The 23526-nt window shown below is 66.8% G+C and carries 19 protein-coding genes; 8 read left to right on the forward strand and 11 right to left on the reverse strand.

Going from position 1 to position 23526, the window contains the following annotated elements; genetic code table 11:
- Nucleotides 1-82 precede the first annotated feature (82 nt).
- Together J2739_RS23385 and J2739_RS23390 are read right to left on the reverse strand one after the other, a co-directional pair.
- Nucleotides 83-1213, reverse strand: a complete 1131-nt coding sequence (locus J2739_RS23385) for a DNA topoisomerase IB (RefSeq protein WP_309906141.1) — start codon at nt 1211-1213, stop codon at nt 83-85.
- A gap of 227 nt (nt 1214-1440) precedes the next feature.
- Nucleotides 1441-1983: a putative glycolipid-binding domain-containing protein gene (locus J2739_RS23390; RefSeq protein ID WP_309906143.1), complete on the reverse strand. Its 543-nt coding sequence runs from the start codon at nt 1981-1983 to the stop codon at nt 1441-1443.
- A 76-nt stretch (nt 1984-2059) separates the two neighbouring features.
- Here J2739_RS23390 and J2739_RS23395 point away from each other — a divergent pair, with 76 nt between their 5' ends.
- On the forward strand, nt 2060-3310 hold the full coding sequence (locus J2739_RS23395) for a DNA polymerase Y family protein (RefSeq protein ID WP_309906145.1): 1251 nt from the start codon (nt 2060-2062) through the stop codon (nt 3308-3310).
- 80 nt (nt 3311-3390) lie between these two features.
- Here J2739_RS23395 and J2739_RS23400 read toward each other — a convergent pair whose 3' ends face one another.
- Both J2739_RS23400 and ppc read right to left on the reverse strand, forming a co-directional pair.
- Nucleotides 3391-4296: a LysR family transcriptional regulator gene (locus J2739_RS23400; RefSeq protein WP_309906147.1), complete on the reverse strand. Its 906-nt coding sequence runs from the start codon at nt 4294-4296 to the stop codon at nt 3391-3393.
- A gap of 42 nt (nt 4297-4338) precedes the next feature.
- Entirely contained in the window at nt 4339-7182 is a 2844-nt protein-coding gene (gene ppc, locus J2739_RS23405; protein ID WP_309906149.1) for a phosphoenolpyruvate carboxylase, read from the reverse strand.
- Between the two features lie 98 nt (nt 7183-7280).
- Here ppc and hemC point away from each other — a divergent pair, with 98 nt between their 5' ends.
- The 7 genes from hemC (at nt 7281) to J2739_RS23440 (ending at nt 15410) form a co-directional block, all read left to right on the forward strand.
- Nucleotides 7281-8186, forward strand: coding sequence for a hydroxymethylbilane synthase (gene hemC, locus J2739_RS23410; RefSeq protein WP_309906151.1), 906 nt, complete (start codon nt 7281-7283; stop codon nt 8184-8186).
- 5 nt (nt 8187-8191) lie between these two features.
- A complete protein-coding gene (locus J2739_RS23415; RefSeq protein ID WP_309906153.1) occupies nt 8192-8965 on the forward strand; it encodes a uroporphyrinogen-III synthase in 774 nt (257 codons plus the stop codon).
- On the forward strand, nt 8962-10038 hold the full coding sequence (locus J2739_RS23420) for a uroporphyrinogen-III C-methyltransferase (protein WP_309906155.1): 1077 nt from the start codon (nt 8962-8964) through the stop codon (nt 10036-10038). Before J2739_RS23415 ends, J2739_RS23420 begins: the two co-directional genes overlap by 4 nt.
- Before the next feature lie 12 nt (nt 10039-10050).
- Nucleotides 10051-11337 carry a heme biosynthesis HemY N-terminal domain-containing protein gene (locus J2739_RS23425; RefSeq protein ID WP_309906157.1) on the forward strand — a complete coding sequence of 429 codons (1287 nt, stop codon included), beginning with the start codon at nt 10051-10053 and terminating at the stop codon, nt 11335-11337.
- Between the two features lie 250 nt (nt 11338-11587).
- Entirely contained in the window at nt 11588-12718 is a 1131-nt protein-coding gene (locus J2739_RS23430; RefSeq protein WP_309906160.1) for a polysaccharide biosynthesis/export family protein, read from the forward strand.
- Nucleotides 12719-12723: 5 nt separating this feature from the next.
- Nucleotides 12724-13161, forward strand: a complete 438-nt coding sequence (locus J2739_RS23435; protein ID WP_309906470.1) for a low molecular weight protein-tyrosine-phosphatase — start codon at nt 12724-12726, stop codon at nt 13159-13161.
- Nucleotides 13161-15410: a polysaccharide biosynthesis tyrosine autokinase gene (locus J2739_RS23440; RefSeq protein ID WP_309906161.1), complete on the forward strand. Its 2250-nt coding sequence runs from the start codon at nt 13161-13163 to the stop codon at nt 15408-15410. The genes J2739_RS23435 and J2739_RS23440 overlap by 1 nt, the downstream gene beginning before the upstream one ends.
- 50 nt (nt 15411-15460) lie before the next feature.
- On the opposite strand, the gene J2739_RS23445 is transcribed toward J2739_RS23440, so the two are convergent.
- The 7 genes from J2739_RS23445 to J2739_RS23475 all read right to left on the reverse strand — a co-directional run bounded on the left by J2739_RS23445 (nt 15461) and on the right by J2739_RS23475 (nt 23291).
- On the reverse strand, nt 15461-16687 hold the full coding sequence (locus J2739_RS23445) for a glycosyltransferase WbuB (protein ID WP_309906164.1): 1227 nt from the start codon (nt 16685-16687) through the stop codon (nt 15461-15463).
- Nucleotides 16688-16690: 3 nt separating this feature from the next.
- Complete coding sequence (locus J2739_RS23450) at nt 16691-17854, reverse strand: glycosyltransferase (protein WP_309906166.1); 1164 nt, start codon at nt 17852-17854, stop codon at nt 16691-16693.
- Nucleotides 17851-19197 (reverse strand): hypothetical protein, encoded by a 1347-nt coding sequence (locus J2739_RS23455; RefSeq protein ID WP_309906168.1) that lies wholly within the window; start codon nt 19195-19197, stop codon nt 17851-17853. Before J2739_RS23455 ends, J2739_RS23450 begins: the two co-directional genes overlap by 4 nt.
- The gene (locus J2739_RS23460; protein ID WP_309906170.1) at nt 19194-20168 is read right to left on the reverse strand and encodes a hypothetical protein; all 975 of its coding nucleotides are present in this window, start codon (nt 20166-20168) and stop codon (nt 19194-19196) included. Before J2739_RS23460 ends, J2739_RS23455 begins: the two co-directional genes overlap by 4 nt.
- A gap of 22 nt (nt 20169-20190) precedes the next feature.
- Complete coding sequence (fcl, locus tag J2739_RS23465; protein ID WP_309906173.1) at nt 20191-21159, reverse strand: GDP-L-fucose synthase; 969 nt, start codon at nt 21157-21159, stop codon at nt 20191-20193.
- A 63-nt stretch (nt 21160-21222) separates the two neighbouring features.
- Nucleotides 21223-22653 carry a mannose-1-phosphate guanylyltransferase/mannose-6-phosphate isomerase gene (locus J2739_RS23470; RefSeq protein WP_309906175.1) on the reverse strand — a complete coding sequence of 477 codons (1431 nt, stop codon included), beginning with the start codon at nt 22651-22653 and terminating at the stop codon, nt 21223-21225.
- A 2-nt stretch (nt 22654-22655) separates the two neighbouring features.
- Nucleotides 22656-23291, reverse strand: coding sequence for a sugar transferase (locus tag J2739_RS23475; protein WP_309906177.1), 636 nt, complete (start codon nt 23289-23291; stop codon nt 22656-22658).
- Between the last annotated feature and the right edge of the window lie 235 nt (nt 23292-23526).

Raw genomic sequence — 23526 nt, forward strand, 5'->3', positions numbered from 1 at the left:
CATCGTCAGGCTCTTACAGCCCCAAAAAGCCCAACCAGCAATGGTTGGGCTTTTTGCTTTGTGCGTTCAGTGTAAGCTGGGGCTATATAGTTCTCTCCCGAGTTCGATCTTTATTTGCTGCGGATCGCTGGAAACGGCGCGCTTCGAGGCGACACTGCCGAAGGAAAGCAAGCAATCGAGCCTCTGCAGCGTGAAGCCGGCGCACACCTTGGGTTGCGTCTGCCAGTTCCTTCCAGATCTCGGTCATGGCCCCAGAATCGGCGGCCAATTTGACGCCGAGCGTCAGAACCTCCGGATGAATATAGGCCTTCTTACAAACCGCCGGTGTATTGCCGAGTTGCTGGGCCACCGCGCCGAGAATTTCTTTTGCACTCAAGCGCGGGCCCTCCGACCCGCTGCTGCAAGCAAGTCGTATCAGTTCCAAAGCCTGCACCGTTCCGTGCCAGGTTCGAAAATCCTTGGCTGTGAAATTGTCTCCTGCGGCCTCGCGCAGGTAATCGTTGACGTCGGTTGACGATACGCTGCGCAGTTCGCCGTCCGCATCCTGGTACTGGAACAGTTCTTGGCCCGGCAGTTGCTGGCAGCGCCGGATCACGCGCGCTACGCGCGGGTCGTCGACCCGCGCCTCATGCAACACACCGCTCTTCCCGCGAAAGCGCAGCTTGAGGGAGGCGCCGCGAACGTCCACATGCCGATTGCGCAACGTGGTAAGGCCATAGGATCGATTGGTGCTCGCATATTCCTCGTTTCCAACGCGCAGGAACGTGATGTCGAGCAGGCGCACCAGCGTTGCCAGCACGAGTGCACGCCCCGGCAACGTCTGCCTTGCTCCTGCCCGCAGGTCGCGCGCCACGCGTGCACGGATTTTCGGCAAGGCGCGCCCGAACAGCTCGAGCCGCTCGAACTTGGTCTCATCCTTCATCAGGCGCCATTCGGCGTGGTAGCGGTACTGTTTGCGGCCGCGGGCATCGATCCCAGTGGCCTGCAAATGGCCGTTGGGCAACGGGCAGATCCAGACATCGGTGTAGGCCGGCGGGATGGCTAACCGCTGGATGCGCGAAATCTCATTGACATCATGCACCCACTGACCCTTGGTATCCCGATAGCGAAAGCCTTTGCCGTGCCGCTCACGCGTGAGACCGGGCATACCAGTATTCACGTAGACGAGGCCGTTCGGGAGAGGCACAGGGTGGGAACTTGGAGCGTCAGCCATGCGCTTTGCGCTAAATTGCTTCGCAAGAGTGCATTCTTCAATCCGCTCTCGCGAGGTGGCGCGCGCCCCGCAGGGATGTAGGACGCCGCAAGCACTGCGGGTCCGCTACCCGCCTTACCCACCTAGGAAGGCGCGCAGGTGCTTCAGGGGCATGCGATGGCGCTTTGCATCCGCGCGTGGCGCCACGGCGGCCAAACTTCCTGCCAGGCCCAGCAAGCCGGTCCCGCTCAATCCCCGGGCTGCCAGAGCGTCGGGTAGTGGGTGACGAAGCCATCCGGTGTTGTCAGCAACACCCCTTCATAGTCGAAGCGTGGCGACTGATACCAATACTCGGCATCGCTGCGGCGTTCGTAGTGCTGCTCCAGCGGGCTCAGGCCTTCGTCGTCGAGGTCGAGCCAGGCTGCCGGCGCCTTGGCGCTCTCGCCGACCTGAAGGTTCAGGCGGCGCAAAGCCAGCAGGTTGGTCGCCGGTGTGAAGCCAAGATCGAGGTCCGTGCAATGTGCCAGGCCGGCCACACGTTGGTCGTTGAGGGACCATTCGCCATTGGCGCCGCGCGCGATCGCAAAATCCACTGCCAGGCTTCCGATCCAGCCGCGCACGCGCCCCCATTTGGCATGCCATGCCTTGTCGCAATGCACGCGATAGTCCAAGCGGGCAGGCTGGCCGTTCTCGCCGCGAAAGACGGCAGCGCCGTCGAGCTGCCATCCGTCGCCGTGCTTTTCGAGGCGGCACGCATCATGGCCGGGCAGGTCGAGCCGGCGCCAGAACATGGTGGCTACGATTTGCATGGGCAGATGATGTCATCGATGCCCTCGGCGCACCAGTGCCCTCCTTGGAACCGTCAGAATGCAGACCGTGACCGCTGCTCCGATCCGACGCATTGCCCACCTCGACATGGATGCGTTCTATGCCTCGGCGGAACTGCTGCGATACCCGCAGCTCAGGGGCCTCCCGGTGGTGATCGGCGGCGGCCGGCGCAAGGTGGATGAGGCCATCAGAGAGCTGCCGGAAGGCAGCTCTCTGGCCGACATCCCGGTGGAGGCCTTTCCGCTGCTCAAGGACTATGCCGGCCGTGGCGTGATCACGACCGCGACCTATCCAGCCCGGCTGTTCGGCGTCGGCTCCGCCATGGGGCTGATGAAGGCTGCGAAACTGTGCCCGCAGGCTGTGATCCTGCCGGTCGACTTCGACGAATACCGCCGCTATTCGCGCATGTTCAAGAAGGTGATCACCGAGATCGCGCCGGTGATGGAAGATCGCGGCGTCGATGAGGTGTACATCGATTTCACGGCGGTGCCGGGCGGCCAGCGTGAGGGCGGTCGCGTGCTGGCGCGGCTGATCCAGCGCTCGATCCTGGACGCCACCGGGCTCACCTGTTCCATCGGCGTCGCGCCCAACAAGCTCCTGGCCAAGTTGGCGAGCGAGTTCGACAAGCCGAACGGCATCTCGGTGATCTATGAGCACGACCTGGAGACGCGCATCTGGCCGCTGCCCTGCCGCAAGGTCAACGGCATCGGACCCAAGGCCGACGAGAAGCTCCAGCGCTATGGAATCCGCACGATCGGCGAGCTCGCGGCGCGTGATCGCGATTGGCTGATCCAGAATTTCGGCAAGGCGACAGGCGCCTGGATGCACGAAGTGGCCTGGGGCCGGGATGAGCGCCCGGTGGTCACCGAGAGCGAGCCCGTGTCGATGAGCCGCGAGACCACCTTCGAGCGCGACTTGCACGCGGTGCGCGACCGAGCCGAGCTCGGCACCATCTTCACGCACCTATGCGAAAAGGTGGCGGAAGATCTGCAACGCAAAGGCTATGTCGGCAAGACCATAGGGATCAAGCTGCGCTACGCCGACTTCAAGATTGCGACGCGCGACCAGACCATCGAGCAGTTCACCTCGGACGCGAAGACCATCCGCCAGGCGGCTGGGCGCTGCCTCAAGCGCGTACCGCTGGAACGGCCGCTGCGCCTGCTGGGCGTGCGCGTGGGTGCCCTGGTCAAGGCGGGCAGTCCAGAGGCGCTGCAGGCGCTGGCGGATGGCAAATCCGCGGTGCGATCGCGCACCGCGACCGAGCTTGCGACAACGGCTTCGCTTTTCTAGACCTTCAGGTTGATGGCCCCGGATTCCCCTTCAACCCGAACCGTGCTGTCCCTGGCAGTGCTTCATGGCACTCACCGCATCTAGCGCTTGCCTGTGGGGTACTTCTGACCGATCCGCGTCTGGAGGAAGTCCAGTAGTGCGCGCAGAGCCGCGCTGTTGTGGCGGCGCTGCAGGTAGGCGGCCGAGAGCCACATGTCGTTTCGCACGCAGTCCTGCAGCACCGGGACCAGTTCGCCGCGTTCGATATGGCTTTGGACCAGCAGGGCCGGCAGATACATCGCACCAAAGCCCATCAGCGCGGCCTCGATCAGCGGCCCGGCTTCAGAGGCATCCATGCGGCTTTTGAGCGGCACGTCCAGCGGCTGGCCGTCGATTTCGAAACGCCATTGCGGATGGGTGCCGAGCCGCGAGTGCGTCAGCGCCTCGTGCTGCGTCAACTCGGCCGGGTGAGCCGGCGTGCCGTGCTTCTTCCAGTAGCTCGGCGAGGCGCACACCACCAGCGTCAACCGCGTCAGCTTGCGCACGATCAGGTTGTCGTCCTCGATCGGGCCGACGCGCAGCGCGAGGTCAATGGCCTCCTCGGCCATGTCGACCTGACGGTTGCTCAGGTGGAGGCTCAGGCTGACCTCGGGGTAGTAGCCCATGAATTGCGCCAGCAGCTTGGGCAGGTCGCCCTGGCCCATGCCGTGCGGCGCCGAGATGCGAAGCCGCCCGCGCGGCTGGCTTGCATGCTCCTGGAGCTCCGCCTGGGTGAGCTCCACCATCTCCATCACCGGCTTGCTGCGCTCCAGCAGAAGCGCCCCGGCGTCGGTGAGGCTGACGGAGCGGGTCGAGCGGTTGAGCAGCCGCACGCCGAAGCGGCTCTCCAGTTCGGCGACGTACTTGCTCACGGTGGCCTTGGACATGTCCAGGCGGCTGGCTGCGCGGGAGAAGCTGCCGTACGCGGCTACTTCGCGGAAGGTGCGGATGAGGTCGAGGCTGTCCATGTCAGTCGCCGATTGTGCGGCGGCCCGGGATCGCCGGCGGGGTCACCCGGTATTCCGCAGGCCCGCGGCCACGCCGTTGATCGACATGTGGATGCCGCGCTGCAGCCGCTCGTCGTCCTGCTGGCCGGCGCGCCAGCGGCGCATCAGCTCCACCTGCAGGTGGTGTAGCGGATCGATGTAGGGGAAACGGTGGCGAATCGAGCGCTGCATCTCGACATTGCCTTCCAAGCGCTGCTTCGCCCCGGTGATCAGCGCCAGGGCGTCCGAGGTTCGGTGCCATTCGGCCTCGATCATCGAAAACACCTTCTGGCGTAGCTTGCGTTCCTCCACCAGCTCGGCGTAGCGCGAGGCCAGCGCCAGGTCGCTCTTGGCCAGCACCATGTCCATGTTCGACAGCAAGGTGCTGAAGAACGGCCATTGCGCATACATGCGCTGCAACAGAGCCTGCCGTTCCTTGCGCACGACCGCGCTGCTGGCGGCGGCGAGGAACTGCTCGATCGCCGAGCCGAAGCCGTACCAGCCCGGAAGCGTGAGCCGACACTGGCCCCAGCTGAAGCTCCAGGGCACGGCGCGCAGGTCCTCGATACGGCGGCTCGGATTGCGCGAAGCCGGGCGCGACCCGATGTTGAGCTCGGCGATCTCCCGAATCGGCGTGGCGCTGAAGAAGTAGTCGCCGAAGCCCGGCGTGTCATAGACCAGGGCCCGGTAAGCGGCCATGCTCGCCGCCGACAGCTCGGCCGCGGTGGCAAGGAAGCTCGCCGGCGCGGGCTTTGCGGAAGGCAGCAGCGTGGCCTCCAGCGTCGCGGCGACCAGCGTCTCGAGGTTGCGCCGGCCGATCTCGCGGTTGGCGTACTTGGAGCCGATCACCTCGCCTTGTTCGGTCAGACGGATCTGGCCGCGCACCGTGCCAGGCGGCTGCGCCAGGATGGCCTGATAGCTCGGGCCGCCCCCGCGCCCGACGGTCCCGCCGCGCCCGTGGAACATGCGCAACCGAATGGAGGTCTTGGATTTCTTGTTCAGCTCGTCGAACAAGGCCACCAGCGCGGTGCCCGCGCGGTAGAGCTCCCAGTTGCTGGTGAAAATACCGCCGTCCTTGTTGCTGTCGCTGTAGCCCAGCATCACATCCTGTTCGGCGCCCGAGCGCTGCACCAAGTCCTGGATGCCCGGCAGGCCATAGAAGGCACGCACGATGGGCGCGGCATTGCGAAGGTCCTCGATGGTCTCGAACAGCGGCACCACGATGAGATCGCAGGTGGCGTTGTGGTCCAAGGTGCCGCGCAGGAGGCCCACTTCCTTCTGGAGCAGCAGCGCCTCCAGCAGGTCGCTCACCGTCTCTGTGTGGCTGATGATGTAGTGGCGGATTGCCGCCGCGCCGAAGCGCGCGCGGGCGCTGCGCGCGGCCGCGAAGATTGCGAGCTCGCTCTGCGCCAGCGGCGAGTAGGCGGCGTCGGGCACGCGCAGCGGGCGGGCGTCGTCGAGCAGGCGCAGCAGCAGCGTCTGCTTGGCTTCCTCGGCCAGCACGGCGTAATCGGGCTCGATGCGCGCCGTGGCCAGCAGCTCGGCTACGACAGCCTCATGCTTGTCGGAGCTCTGGCGCAAGTCCACCGTCGCGAGGTGAAAACCGAACACCTCGACCGCGCGGATCAGGGGCCCCAGCCGCTGCGCGACCATCGCGACGCCGTGCTTGTCGACGAGCGATTCCTGGATCACGCGCAGGTCGGCCAGAAATTCTTCCGCCTGGCGGTACGGGTTCTGTGGCGCGACCGCATGGCGCGCCGCTTCACCGCCCGTGAGCTCGCGCAGCGTAGCCGCCAGGCGCGCGTAGATGCCGGTCAGGGCCCGGCGGTAGGGCTCGTCCTGGCGATGCTCGCTGTGGTCGGGAGAGCTCTCGGCCAGCGCCTGCATCTCCGGCGATACATCGACCAATGTGGCGGACAGCGAGAGTTCGCCTCCGAGGAAGTGGACCTCGGTCAGGTAGTAGCGCAGCGCCAGCTCGGCCTGTCGGCGCATCGCGTACTCGAGGCTGTCGGCGCTGACATTGGGATTGCCGTCGCGGTCGCCGCCAATCCACTGACCCATGCGCAGAAAGGGCGCAATGTCGCATTGCCCCAAGGCCTTCTCGAGGTCGGCGTAGACGCGCGGGATCTCGCGCAGGAAAGTGGCTTCGTAATAGCTCAGCGCGTTCTCGATCTCGTCGGCCACCGTGAGCTTGGAGAAGCGCAGCAGGCGCGTCTGCCAGAGCTGGATCACGCGCGAGCGCATGCGGCTCTCGTTCTCCGCCATCGCGGCGGGCGTGAGCGCGTCCTTGGAGCCTGCGAAGGCGCGCTGGCGCAGCTTGATGTCGTCGCGCTCGGTGAGCAGCTGTGCAATGGCGCGCTCGGCATCCAGGATGCTTTTTCGCTGCACCTCGGTCGGATGCGCGGTAAGCACCGGAGACACATAGCTGTGCGCCAGCGACTCCACCACCGCCGCGGGCGTAATGCCCGCCTTGCGGATACGTGCCAGCGCGAGCTCGAGGCTGCCCGCGGCCGCACTCTCGCCGGCGCGTTCGGCGTCGGTGCGGCGGCGAATCAGGTGGCGGTCCTCGGCCAGATTCGCCAGATGGCTGAAGTAGGTGAAGGCGCGGATCACGCGGACCGTCTCCGCCGCGCTCAAGCCCTTGAGCAGGGTCTTGAGGGCGCGGTCTGCCGCATGGTCGGCATCGCGGCGGAAAGAGACCGACAGGGTACGGATCTTCTCCACCAGCGCGAAGGCTTCCTCGCCCTCTTGTTCACGGATCACATCGCCGAGGATGCGGCCCAGCAGCCGGATGTCGTCGATCAGTGGCTGCTCTTCGCTGCTGCCGCGGCGCCTGGCGGCTGAAGCTGGGGTGGGGCTGCTTTTCATTCGAAATATCTCCTCGTCCGACCTGGTCTGCGCCGTCGTTGCTGCGATGCAACAATGCTAGCATCTCCCAGATCCCTCACAGCAATGGAAGTGGCCCCTTGAGCAATATCGTGATCGCCACGCGCGAAAGCCGCCTGGCCCTCTGGCAGGCCGAGCACGTGCAGTCTCTGCTCCGGCAACAAGGCCACACGGTCAGCCTGCTCGGCATGACGACGCGCGGCGACCAGATCCTCGATCGCTCGCTCTCCAAGGTCGGCGGCAAGGGCCTGTTCGTGAAGGAGCTCGAGCAGGCGCTCGAGGAAGGCCGTGCCGACATCGCAGTGCACTCGCTCAAGGACGTGCCCATGGACCTGCCCGAGGGCTTCGCACTCGCCTGTGTGCTGGAACGCGAGGACCCGCGCGATGCGCTGGTGTCGCCCCGCCACGATTCATTCGAGGCCCTGCCGCAAGGTGCAGTCGTCGGCACCTCCAGCCTGCGGCGCGTGGTGCTGCTGCGCGCGCTGCGGCCCGACCTGCGCATCGAGCCCTTGCGCGGCAATCTGGACACCCGCCTGCGCAAGCTCGACGAGGGTCAATACGACGCCATCGTGCTGGCGGCCGCCGGCCTCAAGCGGCTGGGCCTCGAGCGCCGCATCCGCACCGTCTTCGAACCCGAAGCCATGCTGCCGGCCGCCGGGCAGGGCGCGCTCGGCATCGAGGTGCGGGCCGACCGCGGCGACCTGATCACGCTCCTGGCGCCGCTCGCCAGCCATCGGGACCTGCTCGCCACCGCGGCGGAGCGCGCCGTGAGCCGGGCCATGGGCGGCAGCTGCTCGATGCCCCTGGCGGCACATGCGCGCTGGCGGGCCGGCGACAACCTGCGCATCGATGCGGCGTGGGGTGAGCCGGAAGGCTCCGTACAACTGGTCCGCGCTCATGCGCAGGCACGCGTCGCCGATGCCGCTCAGGCTGCGGCACTCGGCGACCAGGCCGCCCGCCTGCTGCGCGACGCCGGCGCGCACTGAATGAAATGCCGGCGCCGCGAGTGATCGTCACGCGCCCTGCGCGCGAGGCGGCGCGCTGGGTAGAGGCGCTGCGCAGCGCGGGAGTGGACGCACAGGCGCTGCCCCTGATCGCGATCGCGCCGGTGGCCGATGGGAAGGACCTCCAGGCCGCGCTCCAGCGCCTCGACCACTACGCCGCGCTGATGTTCGTGAGTGCCGCGGCCGCCGAGCATTTCTTCGATGGCGCCGCCTCCGTTGCCGCTGGCCTGCGTTCGCGCTGCTGGGCCACCGGTCCCGGCACCATTCGCGCACTGCAGCAGGCCGGCGTGCCGGCCCGCGCCATTGATGCGCCGGCGGCGGACGCGGCGCAGTTCGATTCCGAGGCGCTGTGGGCCCAGGTGCAGGCGCAGGTGCGCCCAGGCCTGCGTGTGCTGATCGTGCGCGGCGGAGATGCGGCGGGACAGCCGGCCGGACGCGCCTGGCTGATGCGCGAGATCGCCGCGGCCGGTGGCGCCTGCGACACCGTGGTCGCCTACCGGCGGCTGCCGGCGCCTCTCGACGATGCCGCGCGCGAATTGGCCGGGGAGGGCGCGCGCGGCGAGGCGATCTGGCTCTTCAGCAGCGCCGAGGCCATTTCCCGTCTGCGCGCCGCGCTGCCCGATACCTCCTGGGGGTCTGCGCGTGCGATCGCCACTCACCCCCGTATCGCCGAAGCCGCGCGGGACGTGGGTTTCGGGGCCGTGTGCGTCTCTTCCCCGGCGCTGCCCGCGCTGATCGCGTCTATAGAATCCTTCGCATGAGCGACGCCTCCGTGTTGAACGAATCCCTGCAGGACCCGGCGGCGCGCGCGCCCGTGCCGATGCCCCTGCAGACGGCGCCGATCCCCGCGAACACGCTGTCGAAGGTCCTGCTCGGGCTGCTCGCCGCGGCCGCGGTGCTGGCGCTGGTCGCGGTGCTCGTCCTCTGGCAGAAGGTCAGCGGCATGCAGGAGCAGCTGGCGCGCCAGAGCGCCGACTCCCTGGCCCAATCCATGGAGGCTCGCACCCTGGCGCGCCAGGCGCAGGAGACGGTACGAGACACCGCGGCGCGGCTGGCCCTCAACGAGACGCGGGTGGCGGAGGTGGCGCTTCAGCGCTCGCAGCTCGAGGAACTGATGCAGAGCCTCTCGCGCTCGCGCGACGAGAACCTGGTGGTCGACATCGAGGCGGCCGTGCGCCTCGCGCTGCAGCAGGCGGAGGTCACGGGCAACGTGCAGCCACTGCTGGCCGCCCTGAAGGCCGGCGACCTGCGCATTGCGCGTGCCGCCCAGCCGCGGCTGGCGCCCCTGCAGCGCTCGATGCAGCGCGATGCCGAGCGTCTCCGGGCCAGCGCCAGTGCCGACAGCGGCGAGACGCTGCGCAAGCTGGACGACCTGGTGCGCATGGTGGACGAGCTGCCGCCCCTCAACGCGGTAGCCACGCGCGGAGCCGGTCTGAACCCCTGGCAGGCCGAACCCGTGCCGGCCGATGCGCCCTGGTGGCAACGTGCGCTGCTGATGGTGCGCAACGAGGCCCGTTCGCTCCTGCGCGTGGGCCGCATCGATCGCCCCGAGGCCGTTTTGCTGTCGCCCGACCAGACCTTCTTTCTTCGGGAGAACCTGAAGCTCCAGCTGCTCAACGCGCGGCTGGCGCTGCTGTCGAGGCAGTTCGACACCACGCGCAACGAATTGGCCGCCGTCTCGACCTCCCTCAATCGTTACTTCGATCCGGCCTCGCGCCGCGTCCAGGCCGCGGCCACGCTGCTTCAGCAGCTGCAGGCACAAATGAAGACCAGCGAGACGCCACGTATCGACGACACGCTGGCCGCGCTCACGACCGCGGCAGCCGGACGCTAGGGCCAGAAGGATATGCGCGCGGCACTGTGGTTCCTGGCCCTGTTCGGCATCGCGGCGGCGGTGGCGCTGTTCGCCGGCAACAACCAGGGCACGATCACCGTCTTCTGGCCGCCGTGGCGAGTCGACCTTTCACTCAACCTCACGCTCCTGATCCTGCTGATGGCCTTCGGGCTGCTGCATGTCGCCTTGCGCGCTTTGTCGGCGCTGTTCTCCCTGCCGCGCCAGGCCCGGCAATGGCGGCTGCAGCAGAAGGAGCGCTCCCTTCACGCAGCCCTGCTCGAGGCGCTGGCGCAATTGCTGGCCGGCCGCTTCTCACGCTCGCGCAAGGCTGCGCAAGCCGCGCTTGCGCAGGAGCGGACGCTGGCCGCGCTCGATGCGCACCTGCCACAGGCGCAGCAGATCCGCGTGCTGTCGCACCTGCTCGCCGCGGAAAGCGCCCAGGCCCTGCAGGATCGCGCTGCTCGCGATGCGCATCTGCAGCATGCGCTCAACGAGAGCGCGGAACGCGGCGGGCTCTCCGCCAGCCCGGAGACGCGTGAAGGCGTGCAATTGCGCGCGGCCCGCTGGGCGCTCGACGACCGCGACGCCCCCGCCGCGCTGGCGCGGCTGGAGGAACTGCCGCTGGGCGCGCAGCGCCGCACGCTCGCCCTGCGCCTGCGCCTCAAGGCGGCACGCCAGGACCGGCGCACGTTGGAGGCGCTCGAGACCGCGCGCTTGCTTGCCAAGCATCGCGCCTTTTCCGATGCGGCCGCGCAGAGCATCGTGCGCGGCCTGGCGACCGAACTGCTTTCGGGCGCGCACGACCCCACGCAGCTGCTGCGTGCCTGGGGCGAGTTCGAGGCTGCCGAGCGCGAAATGCCCGAAGTCGCCATTCATGCGGCGCAGCGCATGGTGGCGCTGCGCGGCGACCTCGACCTTGCGCGTGCCTGGCTGCTGCCGGTCTGGGAGCGCATGAACGAGCAGCCTCGCAGCCTGGGCGAATCCCTGCGGGTGAAGCTGGTCCGCGCGTTGGAGGCCGGGCTCGACTCGGTCGACGCCGACTGGCTGGCTCGCATCGAATCGGCGCAGCGCAACAACCCACGCGACGCCAATTTGCAGTACCTCGCGGGCATGGCCTGCCTGAAACGTCAGCTGTGGGGCAAGGCGCAACAACTGCTCACGCATGCCGCACTGGGGTTACAAGATCCCGTATTGCACCGCCGTGCCTGGCAGGCGCTGGCGCAACTCGCCGAAGCTCGCGAGGATGCGGACCAGGCATCGGCCGCGTGGAAGCGCGCAGCGCAGATCGAGACCCCCTGAGGAACAAATCCCCTCGATAGGGGCGCTATCTTTCTGATAGCTTAGAAGCCAATCGCCGCTTGGATTGCACCGTGTAGGAGCTCGCTTACCCCATCCGCGCGCTCAGCCGTTTACTCTGCCGAACGCTCTAAGCCAACAAAGAATTTGAGCGGGGCGCTTTGCTGATGTACAGTCGTAACTGTTTGCAAAAGTATTCATTCAGGGTCATGACGCGGAGTCGGGTTTGAAACGTTTTCTATTACATGCCACTTTGTTCGCCTCGGCCGGGCTGCTGTTACAGGCCTGCGCGCCTCTGGCGCCGGGCTTCCGCTCGGCCGGCAACGATGCTGACCAGGCGGTATCGCCATCGGGCTTCTCCACTTCCGAGATCGATCCGCCGCCGCCCGGCGCGATCACAGAGATCACGCCCCAGCTGATCCGGGCGCAACGCGCCGCCGTCGGCAACAACGTACCGCCCGAGGTGCGCTCGCTCGTGGGCGAGTCGCCGGTCTACAAGATCGGTCCGGGCGACGTGGTGAGCATCGTCGTCTATGACCATCCGGAAATCGTGTTCAGCGGCGTGCCAGCGACCACGGTGGCCGACCAGTCGAGCGTGTCGCCCGCGCCCGGCTTCATCGTCTCGAATACGGGCCAAATGAGCTTCCCCTACGTGGGCCAGATCAAGGCGGAAGGCTTGACGGTCCAGGAACTCGAAGAAACGCTGGTGAAAAGACTGTCCCGGGTCTTCAAGGACCCGCAGCTGAGCGTGCGCGTGGCCGCCTTCCGCAGCAAGCGCGCCTACATCGAAGGTGAGGTACGCCAGCCCGGACTGCAGATCTTCACCGATATCCCGATGACCTTGGCCGAGGCGCTCAACCGCGCCGGCGGACTCGCGCCCAACGGCGACCGCTCTGCCGTGACGCTGACGCGTGACGGAAAGATGATTCCGCTCGACCTGATGTCGATGGCCGAGGCCGGCATCGACCCCACAAGGATCCCGCTCCGGTCGGGCGACCTGGTGATGGTGCGCAGCCGCGACGAGCGCAAGGTCACGGTGATGGGTGAAGTCAACCTCCAGACCGGCGTGATGATGCGCAACGGCCGCCTGACCCTGAATGACGCGCTGACCGAGGTCGGCGGGGTCAATCTCGGGACGGCCAACCCGCGGCAGATCTACGTGATCCGCAACGAGACCAACGGCCTGTCGATCTTCCACCTGGATGCCCGCACCCCGACGGCGATCGCAATGGCGGACGGCTTCGCGCTCAGGCCAAAGGACGTGGTCTACGTCGACCCGGTCCCGCTGGTGCAGTGGAACCGCGTGTTGAGCCTGATTCTTCCGACCGCCACGACCGCGACCTCCTATCGCGACCTGGGCTCGCGCAGCGGGAGCGGCAGATAGTGGCCATCCAAAACGTCCTCGTCGTGTGCATCGGCAACATCTGCCGCAGTCCGATGGCCGAAGGCCTGATGGCGGCCGCGCTCCCCGGAAAACAGGTCGGCTCCGCAGGGCTGCAGGCGCTGGTCGGATGCCCGGCGGACCCGACTGCCTGCGAGCTGCTGGAAGAGCGTGGCATCGACATCGGAGCGCACCGGGCGCAACAGCTCGATCTCGAGCTGTGCCAGATCGCCGACCTGATCCTTGTGATGGACCGCGAGCAACGCCGGGCTGTGCAGGAGCGCTATCTCTGCGCCGCCGGCAAGGTGTTCCGTCTGTGCGAGTTCAGCGACGAGGACGTGCCCGATCCCTATCGCGCGGATCGCGGCGTCTTCGAGCACTCGCTCCAGCTCATCGAAGGCGGCGCCAGGCAGTGGGCCCAACGCATCTCAAGAGTATCCAGTTGATGAATTCCTCAATCATTACCAAGACGAATCCTTCCCCGGCGAGCGCGTCGAACGAGGAAGACCTCGACCTCGGGCGTTACATCGACGTCCTTGTCTCGAACAAGTGGCTGATCGCGGCGATCACGCTGGTCGTGTTCCTCATCGGCGCGGCCTACGCCTTCCTCGAGCGCCCGGTCTACGAGTCCAACATGGTGATCCAGGTCGAGGACACGGAACCCGGGGGCAAGGGCATCCTGGCGGAAGCCGGCGGCCTGGTGGACGTGAAGACGCCCGCGAGCGCCGAGATCGAGATCATCCGTTCGCGCATGATCGCGGGCCAGGCGGTGGAGGCGACCAAGCTCTACATCGTCGCCGGGCCGCGCTACGTGCCCTACATCGGCGGGTGGCTCGCGCGGCGGGCCAATGGCCTGTCAGACCCCGGCTTCCTCTGGCTGAACGGCTATGTGTCGGGCACGGAGCGCATCCTCGTGTCGCAGTTCGACGTGCCGACCTCGATGGAAGGCGGCCTGTTCACCGTGACTGCCTTGGGGAACAACCAGTACACGCTGGACTACCCGGGAATGCAGCAGGTCAAGGGCACCGTCGGCGCGCCGCTCAGGTCGGACACCCCCGAAGGGCCGATCTCCTTGCAGATCGACCAGCTGGCTGGCAAGCCGGGAGCGCTGTTCAACCTGTACCGCTACGCGAAGCTGCCGACGACGATCGGGCTCCAGTCCAGCCTCAGCCTCACCGAGCGGGGCAAGAACTCCGGCATCGTCAATGTCATGCTGCAGGACACGGACCCGTTCAAGCTGACCCGCGTGCTCAACGCCGTGGGCGACCAGTACGTCAAGCAGAACATCGAGCGCAAGGCGGCCGAGGCCCAGAAGACGCTGGCCTTCCTGGACGTGCAGCTGCCCCTGTTCAAGAAGCAGCTGGAGGCCTCGGAAGAGGTCTACAACCGCTATCGCAACCAGAAGGGGACGGTGGCCTTCAGTGAGGAAGCCGCGTTGATCCTGGGCCAGTCCGTCGACCGGCAGACCAAGCTGCTCGATGCCCAGCAGCGCCGACGCGAGCTGGAAGCGCGCTTCACTTCCGCGCACCCGGCAGTGCAGACCCTGGACAACCAGATCGCAGCGCTGAAGTCCGACATGGGCAGCATCCAGGAACGCATCAAGGGCCTGCCGGCGATCCAGCAGGAAGCCGTGCGCATGGAGCGTGACGTCAAGGTCAACACCGAGCTCTACCAGTCGCTGCTCAACAACGCGCTGCAGCTGCGCCTCGTGAAGGAAGGCAAGGTCGGCAACGTCCGCGTGCTGGACGAAGCGGTGGTGCCCACGCAGCCCGTCAAGCCGAACCGCAAGGTGATCATCGCCGCCGCGCTGGCGCTCGGGCTGTTCCTCGGTATCGTCGCGGCCTTCATCCGCAACTCCTTCGTCGAGCAGCGCCTGCGTGATCCGCACGAGGTCGAGGCCGACACCGGCCTGCCGGTCTTCTCGACCATTCCGCTGAGCCCCTCGCAGTCCGCCATTGCAAAGCGCCGTCTCAGCGGCGCCACCGGCGTGCGGTTGCTGGCGATCGAAAACCCCGACGACCCGGCGGTCGAGAGCCTCCGCAGCCTGCGCACGGCGATGCAGTTCGCGATGCTGGAGTCGCCCAACAACCGGGTGCTGATCAGCGGGCCCACACCGGGCGTCGGCAAGAGCTTCGTGACGGCGAATTTCGCCGCCCTGATGGCTGCGGCCGGCAAGCGCACGCTCCTGATCGACGCCGACCTGCGCCGCGGCCACACGCACCAGTACTTCGGCCTGCAACGCCACGGCGGTCTGTCCGAGCTGATCGCCGGCAGCCTGACGGTGCAGCAGACCGTGCACCGCCAGGTGGTGCCCAACCTCGACTTCCTCGCCACCGGCCAACTTCCGCCGAACCCTGCGGAGCTGCTGGTGTCCGACTCGTTCAAGACCACCCTCGAGCGCTTGTCCGAGCAGTACGACCTGGTGGTCATCGACACGCCGCCGGTGCTGGTGGCGGCCGACACCTCCACCGTGGCAGCCCACGCGGGCACCGTGCTGCTGGTGGCGCGCGCCGACCAGTCCACCATGGGCGAGCTGAAGGAGAGCACGCGGCGGCTCGCGATGAGCGGCAGGGCCGCCACGGGCGTGCTGCTCAACGCGATGGATCTGGGCCGCCGCACCTTCGCGCCCTACAAGTACGGGCGCTATCGCTACACCAGCTACAACTACGAGAGCATCCTGCCCGAAGAGCAGTGATGCAAGAAAGCCGGGCTCGACCCGGCTTTTTTTTGGCTTGATCGGCAGGCTCAGCGTCGGGCCACGCAGGCCAGCAGATCGCGTTCGAACTGCGCCAGCACGGCGTCGCGATCGAAGCGCGCCTCTGCCACCGCCCGCGCCTTCAGCCCCAGCTCGCGCCGGCGCTCGGGCTGCAATGCCAGCGCGAGCACCGCCTCGGCGAAGGCTTTGGCGTCGTCCGGCGCAACGGCGATTCCGCATTCCGCCATGACCTTGCCGAGCTCGGTCTCCGGGCGTGCGCCGGCCACCACGGGTCTGCCGCTGCTGAGCATGCCGGTCAGCTTGGACGGCATCACCAGGTCCGCCGCGTCCGCGCGCTGGGGCAGCAGATGGATATCCGCCAGGCCGAGGAAGTCCCCGAGCCGCTCGACCGGCTGCAGGTCGAGAAAGCGCACGTTGGCGAGCGATTCGCAGCGCTTGACCAGCTCGGCGCGACCGGCGCCGTTGCCGCAGAACACGAATTCGAGGCCGGGCTGGTCCTTGAGCATCAGCGCCATCTCGGCCAGCAGCTCCAGGCCCTGCTTGGCGCCCATGTTGCCGGAGTACAGCGCCACCACCGCGTCGGGATGGATGCCCAGTTCGGCGCGATAGGGGCTGGTGCCTTGCAGCGGCTGGATCGCGGAGACGTCGGCCCAGTTGGGCAGCGAGACCAGCCGCGCGTCCTCGGTGCCCTTGCTGCGCGCGCGTTCGAGCATGCGCTGCGAGATGGTGGAGATGCGATCGAAGCGGCGCATCAGCCAGCGCTCGGCCGCCGCGACGAAGGCCCGCGTGCGCGCCCCCTTGAGCAGGCCCAGGTCGAAGGCGGCGTCCATCTCGTAGTCCTGGATGTGCAGCCAGGATTTGGCCGAGCGCAGCCACGCGAAGGCCAGGGCCGCCGGCGTACAGAAGAGCGGAGGCTCCGTTACCCACACCACGTCGGGCTTCCAGTGCCACTGGGCCAGCAGGGCCGGCACGCTGCCGGCCGCAAAGCTCGCCAGGTGCAGGAGCCGCTTTGCACCGGTCACCTTGCGCGGCACCCAAAGGGGCGTGCGAAGCACCTGGGCGCCCTGCCATTCATGCCGGGTGTAGCGCCCCGCGTGGTAGCCGGGGCGCACTTTCCAGTCGGGATAGTAGGGCGGTGCCGTCACCACGCGCACCTCGTGCCCTTGGGCAGCGAGCCAGGCCACCATCTCCCCGGTGTACTTGCCGATGCCGGTCAGCTCCGGCGCGAAATTGATTCCGTAAACGAGGAGCTTCATGGATCAGGCGATATGCGGGGCATGCGTGCGGATGATGTCCACCAGTGTCGAAGCCACCTGCTCCATGCGGAAGCGCCGCTCGAAGGAGCGCAGCGCTGCAGCACGCAACGCGTCCAGCTCGGCCGGCGTCGCCGCCAGCCAGCGCTGCAGCAGGGCGGTCGTGCCTTCGAGCGTGTCCGACTCGACGAAGCCGGCATGGTCCTCGGCGATCTCGCGCCAGATGTTGACCTTGTCGCTGATCAGCACCGGCCGGCTGCAGGCCATCGCCTCCACCACAGCGATGCCGAAGTTCTCCTGGTGGGAGGGCAGGCAAAACACTTCGCAGGCGTGAAAGGCACCCCATTTGCGATCGCCCGACAGCATGCCGGGCCAGCTGATGCGCGCCGCCACGCCCAAGCTCTGGGCGCGGGCCTGCAACCGGCGCGTCAGCGCTTCGTCGCCGGGGCCGGCCATCACCAGGTGGGCCTCGGGCGTCGTCGCCGCGACGCGCGCGAAAGCCTCGATCAACAGGTCGCAGCCCTTCTTTTCGTGAATGCGGCCCAGGAACAGCAGCAGGCGCTTGTTCCGCAGCTCGGGGCAAGACGAGAGGAAAACCTCCGAGAGCCGCTGTGCATCGCGCGGCGGCGTGCTGGTGCCATAGGAGCCCACCACTTCGCGGCAGCGATAAAGCCAGAACGATTGCCGTGCCAGCAGCCGCTCCTCCTCGCAGGTGAAGACCACCGCCGATGCATCGCGCAGCACGCGGTACTCGCCCCAAGGCCAGTACAGCCACTTCTTCAGGTGCTTGAGCGGATAGCGGCGTTTGAACCAAGGGTCCAGCATGCCGTGGCTGTAGACGAAGTAGGGCGTGTCCGAGCCATGCAGGGCGCGCCAGGCCGCGAAGCCGACGTACTGCCAGAGCCCGTTGACGATGACCGCGTCATAGGCGCCTGCATGCGCTTTCAGCCAGGGCAGCAGGCGCTCGTTGTAGCCGTAGCTGGAGATCGAGGGTCCGGTCGCGACTACCTGGCCCGGATAGGCGCTCACGCAGTCAGCGTCGGGGTTGTCCAGGCTGACGAGGTCGCCGCTGTGGCCCATGGCCGTCAACGCATCGTGGATGCGGCGCACCCCCTCGATGACGCCTCCGCCCTGGGGATCGACGGAGGGAACCAGATGCAGGAGTCTCACAGTCGCGAGGCACGCGGCGGAAAAATCTCGAGCCTCGGATATCGGAATACGAGGAGCCCGTAGGCGAGCATGAGTCCGAGCAGGGCATTGGCGGAGAGCTGCCCGAGGGCAGGCCAGCTGACCACCGCCAGCGCGGTTGTCAGCCATACCAGCAAGGGATACGGGGAGTTCGTGCTGATCGAGATTTTCAAGCTCCGCATCAGGCCGAGCGCTATCACCAGGTATTTCACCGCGATGTAGGCGAAGCCCAGCAGGCCTCCTTCCATCAGGATGCGGCCGCCCTCGGCTTCGGCGAGTGCGAAGACATCGGCAGAGCCGGTGCGCACGTAGGTGGCCAGGTTGGAGCCGAAGCCCACGCCGTAGCCGAGCCAGGTGACGAGATCGAGCACCCAGGGCTCGCCGAACAGGACGGTGAACACGCGTTCGACGAAATTTTCTGCAGCCGAAGCCTGCTCGAAACGCGTCTGCGTGACGTTGATGGCCTCGCGGAACACGTAGCCGAACAGGGCCGCCAATCCACCCGCCACGACCACTGCGATCGCGGCCCCGACCTTGTTGCGTGCCTTCGAGAACAGCAGCCGCCCGAGCAGATAGGCACCGAGCATGCCGCCGGAGGTGATCGCCGCCGTTCTGGAGCCGCTCACCAGCGCACCGGTGATGAAGGCGACGAACACGGCGACGGCGAACAGGAACTGGAACTGGTTGCGCTTGCGCGCGCCCAGGATGCCGAACACCAGCGGCGCGACCATGGTCAGGTAGGTGGCATAACCCGAGGTGAAGCTGAAAGTGCCGGTGGTGCGCACCACGCCGACCACCGCCACGAACACGCTTTCCTCGTCCCCGTCGATCTGGGTGTTGATGCGGGCGCCGGGCGGCGAGTAGTGCTGAAGCACCGCCAGCGGTGCCAGCAGAAGCATGACGACGGCCGCCGTCAGAAGGGCGGCCCGGTAGTCCGCCTCGTTCATGGCTGCCGCGGCGGCGACCGCAAACCAGATGTAGAGCAACCAGAAGCGCAGGCCGATCACGAACACGATGGGCGAGCTCTGGCCGCCGACGAGCTGCAGCAGTCCCCAGCCCACCACCGCGCAGGACCATGCCACCATGGCCGCGGTGATCTTCCTGTGCCGCCTCAGGTGGCCGTGCCGCCAGGCGTAGACGATCAGCATCAGGGCCAACATGTCGCGCAGCAGGATCAGGGGCAGGGTGGAGGCGGACGACACCCATTTGCGCACCGATCCCTCGAACACGATGATCAGGAAGACGGCGAGGAAGAGCTTTCCCGCGCGGCTGAGGGACACGGCCCGGCTGGGTGCCTGTACCGAGGTTGGAGAGATGGCGCTCATCGCCGCACCTCGCTCGTGAGCGCGCGCAGCGCCGCCACATGGGCGTCGACGCGATGCGGCTCGTACCACCGGCGCGCCTCGCGGCCCACTGTGCGCGCATCGCCGGTGGCGGCGTCGAGCGCGCCGAAGCCTCGCATGTAGTGCACGTTCGCCGTCAGGCCGTCATGCTGGCCGTAATCCTTCGACAGCAGGATCGGACAAACCGCGTGCGCGCAGTAGGCCGCGAAGATGCCACTCTTGGACACGTAGTCCGGCGGATAGGCCAGCGCGCCATAGGCCGCGGTGGACAAAGCCGCGCTCACCTGTTCGGCGGGCAGTTTGCCGTGCGCCACCACGCCTTCCTGGACCATGCGCTGGGTGAGCGGGCCCTCGGGCATCGCCGGGCCGATGTCGTGGATCTCCAGGCCGTGGCGCCTGGCGCTGCCGAAAATCTCGCCGTCGGCCCATTCGTAGACCTGGGCCCGGATGCCGGCGCTGCCGAACACCACCAGCCTGCGCTGCCGCTCGGTATCGATCGCGTCGAGCTCGCCGACATTCGAGAACACGGGGAGCACCCGGTGGGGTGCCGCTTTCGATTGCGCCAACAGCCAGCGGGCGGCGTCTTCACGGTTCGTCAGCCAGAAGTCCGACAGAAGCAGCAGCTCGCGCGCGATGCGCCGCTGGACGCTGCTGAGCCAGAAGGCCGAGCCCCATGGCGGCCCGGTCGCGAAGAGCTCATGGAAGACCACGCCGACGGCCTTGAACTGCGTACGCAGGCCGCGGATACGCCGGACCAGCCACAAGGGAACGCCGCGCTTCTCGAAGCCATAGCCGCTGAAATGCAGCAGCACGAAATCGCCGGAGAGCGAGGCGGTGTCGGTGTCGTGTTTCAACTCCATCAGGGGCGCGTGCAGCGGATGGCCTACCATGGACGCGTAGTCTCGCACGCCGCCCGTGCCGGGCGGAATGAGGGAGAGCGAGGAAGCGTTCATGCAGGCCAGGAAAGGCGACTCCTCAGGAAGGAACGAGCTCTTCACTGCGGAAGTCTTCGTAGGCGCGTGCCACGCCATCGCGCAAGGATACCTCGGGCTTCCAGCCGAGCTCACGGATGCGCGAGATATCGAGCAGCTTGCGCGGCGTGCCGTCGGGCTTGCTGGTGTCGTAGCGGATTTCGCCTTGGTAGCCCACCACTTCGCTCACCAGGCTGGCAAGCTCGGCGATCGACAAATCCTCGCCGGTCCCGACATTGAGGTGACTGGTGGTGACCTCGGTGTGGGCCGCGTAGGTTTCGCGCGACAGATCCATCACGTGCACGCAGGCGCGGGCCATGTCGTCGACATAAAGGAACTCCCGCTTGGGAGATCCGGTGCCCCAGATGACCACGGCCGGTGCATCGGCGAGCTTGGCTTCATGGAAGCGACGGATCATCGCCGGCAGCACGTGGCTGTTCTCGGGGTGGTAGTTGTCGCCTGGGCCATAGAGGTTGGTCGGCATCACGCTGCGGAAGTCGCAGCCGTACTGGCGGTTGTAGCTTTCGCACAGCTTGATGCCGGCGATCTTCGCAATCGCATAAGCCTCGTTCGTCGGCTCCAGCTTGCCCGTCAGCAACGCGTCTTCGGCCATGGGCTGGGCCGCGAGCCGCGGATAGATGCAGCTCGAACCCAGGAACAGCAGCTTGCCCACGCCGTTGCGCCAAGCCTCGTGAATCACGTTGGCTTCAACCATCAGGTTCGAATAGATGAACTCGGCCGGATAGGTGTTGTTGGCATGAATGCCGCCGACCTTGGCTGCGGCGACATAGACCTCCTGTGGCTTCTCCTCGGCGAAGAAGGCGCGGACCTGCGCCTGGTCCGTGAGGTCGAGCTCGGAATGGCTTCGGCTGATGATGTTGCTATAGCCCTGGTCGACCAGGCACCGCACGATCGCGCTGCCCACCATGCCGCGGTGCCCAGCCACGAAAATCCGCTTTTGAAACTGGCTCATGAAATATCGACCCTTCCGCGCAGGATTGGAGATCGGCCTGGAACGTCCCGGGAGGGGCGGCGTTCAGGCCAGCTTCTTGTCGTTGCCGATGATCCCCGCCGGTGCGTCATCGAACCGGACGATGTCGTCCTCGCCGAGATAGCCGCCCGTCTGGACCTCGATCACTTCCAGCACGGTCTTGCCTGCGTTTTCCAGCCTGTACTTTGCGCCCACGGGGATGTAGATCGACTCGTCTTCCTTGACCAGGCAGGCCTCGCCGTTGCACAGCACCCGTGCCGTGCCTTTCACGACCACCCAGTGTTCGGCGCGATGGTGATGCATGCGCAACGCCAGGCGCGCGCCGGGCTTCACCGTCAGGCGCTTGACGGCAAAACGATCGCCGTCGTCGACGCTGTCGTAGGCGCCCCAGGGGCGCGGAATGCGGCGGTGGCGCGTGGCCTGGCTGTGGCCGTGGGTGGTCAGCAATGCGACCACGTCCTTGACCTGCTCGGCAAAATCCGCATGCGCGACCAGCAATGCGTCCGGCGTGTCCACCACCAACAGGTCCTTCGTGCCCAGTGCCACCACAGGTCGGTTGGGCGCGTAGACGAACGTGTTGCTGGCGCCGATGGCGAAGCCCTGGCCGCTGATCCGGTTGCCGTGCTCGTCCGCTTCATGCAGATCGGCGACGGCGTTCCAGCTGCCGACGTCGCTCCAGCGGCCCTGAAATGGAAGCACCGCAACCTTCTCGCATTTTTCGAGCACCGCATAGTCGATGCTCTGGCTGCGGCAGCGGCCGAATGTGGTGGCGTCCATGCGCAGGAAGTCACCGTCGGTTTCGACGGAAGCTGTGGCTTCCCGGCAGCTCTGCAGGATGTCGGGCGCGTGCTGTTCCAGCGCCTCGATCAGTACGCGAGCCTGGACGAGCAGGATGCCGGCGTTCCAGAGATGGCCGCCCGCCAGCAGCAGTTGCTCGGCGTGCGCTGCCGCGGGCTTTTCGACGAAGGCGGCCACCGCGTGGCCGGCGTCCTCGCCCAGCGAGGCTGCGAGCGGCTCGCCTTGGCGGATATAGCCATAGGCTGTGCTTGGAAAGCTGGGCTCGACGCCGAAGGTCACGAGATGGCCGGCGAGGGCGGCGGGCACGCCCTTGCGGATCGTCGCGACGAAGCGCTCCGCATCAGGAATGTGATGATCTGCCGGCGCGAACAACAGCAGTTGGTCGGGCTCGGACAGCAGGGCGACCGCGGCCATGGCAGCCGCTGTGTTGCGCGCCACCGGCTCGAGCAACTGCTGGCCTCGCACATTCGCGGCCTCGATGCTCTCCTGGACCAGGAAGCGGTGCTCCTCGGCAGCGACGCAGGTCACCTCGTCGCTCAGGAGCCGCAGGCGTTCCAGCGTGAGAACGAGCAGGTTCTTGTTGTCGATCAGCGGGACGAACTGCTTGGGCAGCGTCTTGCGCGACAACGGCCAGAGCCGCGTGCCACTGCCGCCGCATAGGACGATCGGACGGATCATGCTTACCTCGATCCGTCGCCAGTGATCACGGTGCGCACCGTCTTCAGCAGGATCTTGATGTCCAGCCAGAGCGACCAGTTGCTGACGTACTCCACGTCGAGCTCGACGCGTCTTGCGTACGACAACCTGTTGCGGCCACTGACCTGCCACAGGCCGGTAATGCCAGGACGCATGGCGCAGTAGTGCTCCCAGCCCTTGCCGTACAGGCTGCGCTGGCGCTCCATGCAGGGGCGCGGTCCCACGAGGCTCATGTCGCCCTTCAGCACGTTCCAGAACTGCGGCAGTTCGTCCAGGCTCAGCTTGCGGATGAACACGCCGATCGGTGTGATGCGCGGGTCCTTCTCCAGCTTCTGGAAGGTGTCCCATTCGGTGCGTGCCATGTCGTTGCGGCTCAGGAACTCGTCGAGCACATGCTCGGAATTGCGGACCATCGAACGGAACTTGTAAAAGCGGAAGCGCTGTCCGCTTGCGCCGAGGCGGTGCTGCCAGAAATGCACGGGACGTCCCATGCTGATGCCGACGCAGAGCGCCACGAGCAGGTAGAGCGGACCGAAGAGAACGAAGAAGGTCAGCGCACCCACGATATCGATGCTGCGCTTCGCAGCGCGCTCCAGGAGGTTGAGCTTGCGCGGTTGCACGTACGCGGGAGACGCCGAAGGGCCGCCGCCCCCGGGGGTGTAGCGTCGAACCACGTTGCCATGTGCAGTTGAGTCGGATCGAAACATCGAATATTCCCCCGGTGACGGGTGTTTTGCTGCCTCCAGCCCGAGAGCGCGGCAGCTGTAACGCTTTACTACTATTCGCAAGAATTTGAACACAAGATGGGCCGTTTGTCTTGTGAACAAAAGACGTACATCGCATGACAAACGTTGT

The organism is Variovorax soli (assembly GCF_031454625.1).
Taxonomy (GTDB): Bacteria; Pseudomonadota; Gammaproteobacteria; order Burkholderiales; family Burkholderiaceae_C; genus Variovorax; species Variovorax soli_A.

Excerpts from the sequence above, each read along its gene's own strand:
- J2739_RS23445 (WP_309906164.1), bottom strand. The coding sequence starts at position 16,687 with ATGAAGCTCCTCGTTTACGGAATCAATTTCGCGCCGGAGCTGACCGGC.
- J2739_RS23470 (WP_309906175.1), bottom strand. The coding sequence starts at position 22,653 with ATGATCCGTCCGATCGTCCTATGCGGCGGCAGTGGCACGCGGCTCTGG.
- J2739_RS23385 (WP_309906141.1), bottom strand. The coding sequence starts at position 1,213 with ATGGCTGACGCTCCAAGTTCCCACCCTGTGCCTCTCCCGAACGGCCTC.
- J2739_RS23395 (WP_309906145.1), top strand. The coding sequence starts at position 2,060 with ATGCAGACCGTGACCGCTGCTCCGATCCGACGCATTGCCCACCTCGAC.
- J2739_RS23400 (WP_309906147.1), bottom strand. The coding sequence starts at position 4,296 with ATGGACAGCCTCGACCTCATCCGCACCTTCCGCGAAGTAGCCGCGTAC.
- ppc (WP_309906149.1), bottom strand. The coding sequence starts at position 7,182 with ATGAAAAGCAGCCCCACCCCAGCTTCAGCCGCCAGGCGCCGCGGCAGC.
- J2739_RS23425 (WP_309906157.1), top strand. The coding sequence starts at position 10,051 with ATGCGCGCGGCACTGTGGTTCCTGGCCCTGTTCGGCATCGCGGCGGCG.
- fcl (WP_309906173.1), bottom strand. The coding sequence starts at position 21,159 with ATGAGCCAGTTTCAAAAGCGGATTTTCGTGGCTGGGCACCGCGGCATG.
- J2739_RS23390 (WP_309906143.1), bottom strand. The coding sequence starts at position 1,983 with ATGTTCTGGCGCCGGCTCGACCTGCCCGGCCATGATGCGTGCCGCCTC.
- J2739_RS23455 (WP_309906168.1), bottom strand. The coding sequence starts at position 19,197 with ATGAGCGCCATCTCTCCAACCTCGGTACAGGCACCCAGCCGGGCCGTG.
- J2739_RS23440 (WP_309906161.1), top strand. The coding sequence starts at position 13,161 with ATGAATTCCTCAATCATTACCAAGACGAATCCTTCCCCGGCGAGCGCG.
- J2739_RS23420 (WP_309906155.1), top strand. The coding sequence starts at position 8,962 with ATGAGCGACGCCTCCGTGTTGAACGAATCCCTGCAGGACCCGGCGGCG.
- J2739_RS23460 (WP_309906170.1), bottom strand. The coding sequence starts at position 20,168 with ATGAACGCTTCCTCGCTCTCCCTCATTCCGCCCGGCACGGGCGGCGTG.
- J2739_RS23415 (WP_309906153.1), top strand. The coding sequence starts at position 8,192 with ATGCCGGCGCCGCGAGTGATCGTCACGCGCCCTGCGCGCGAGGCGGCG.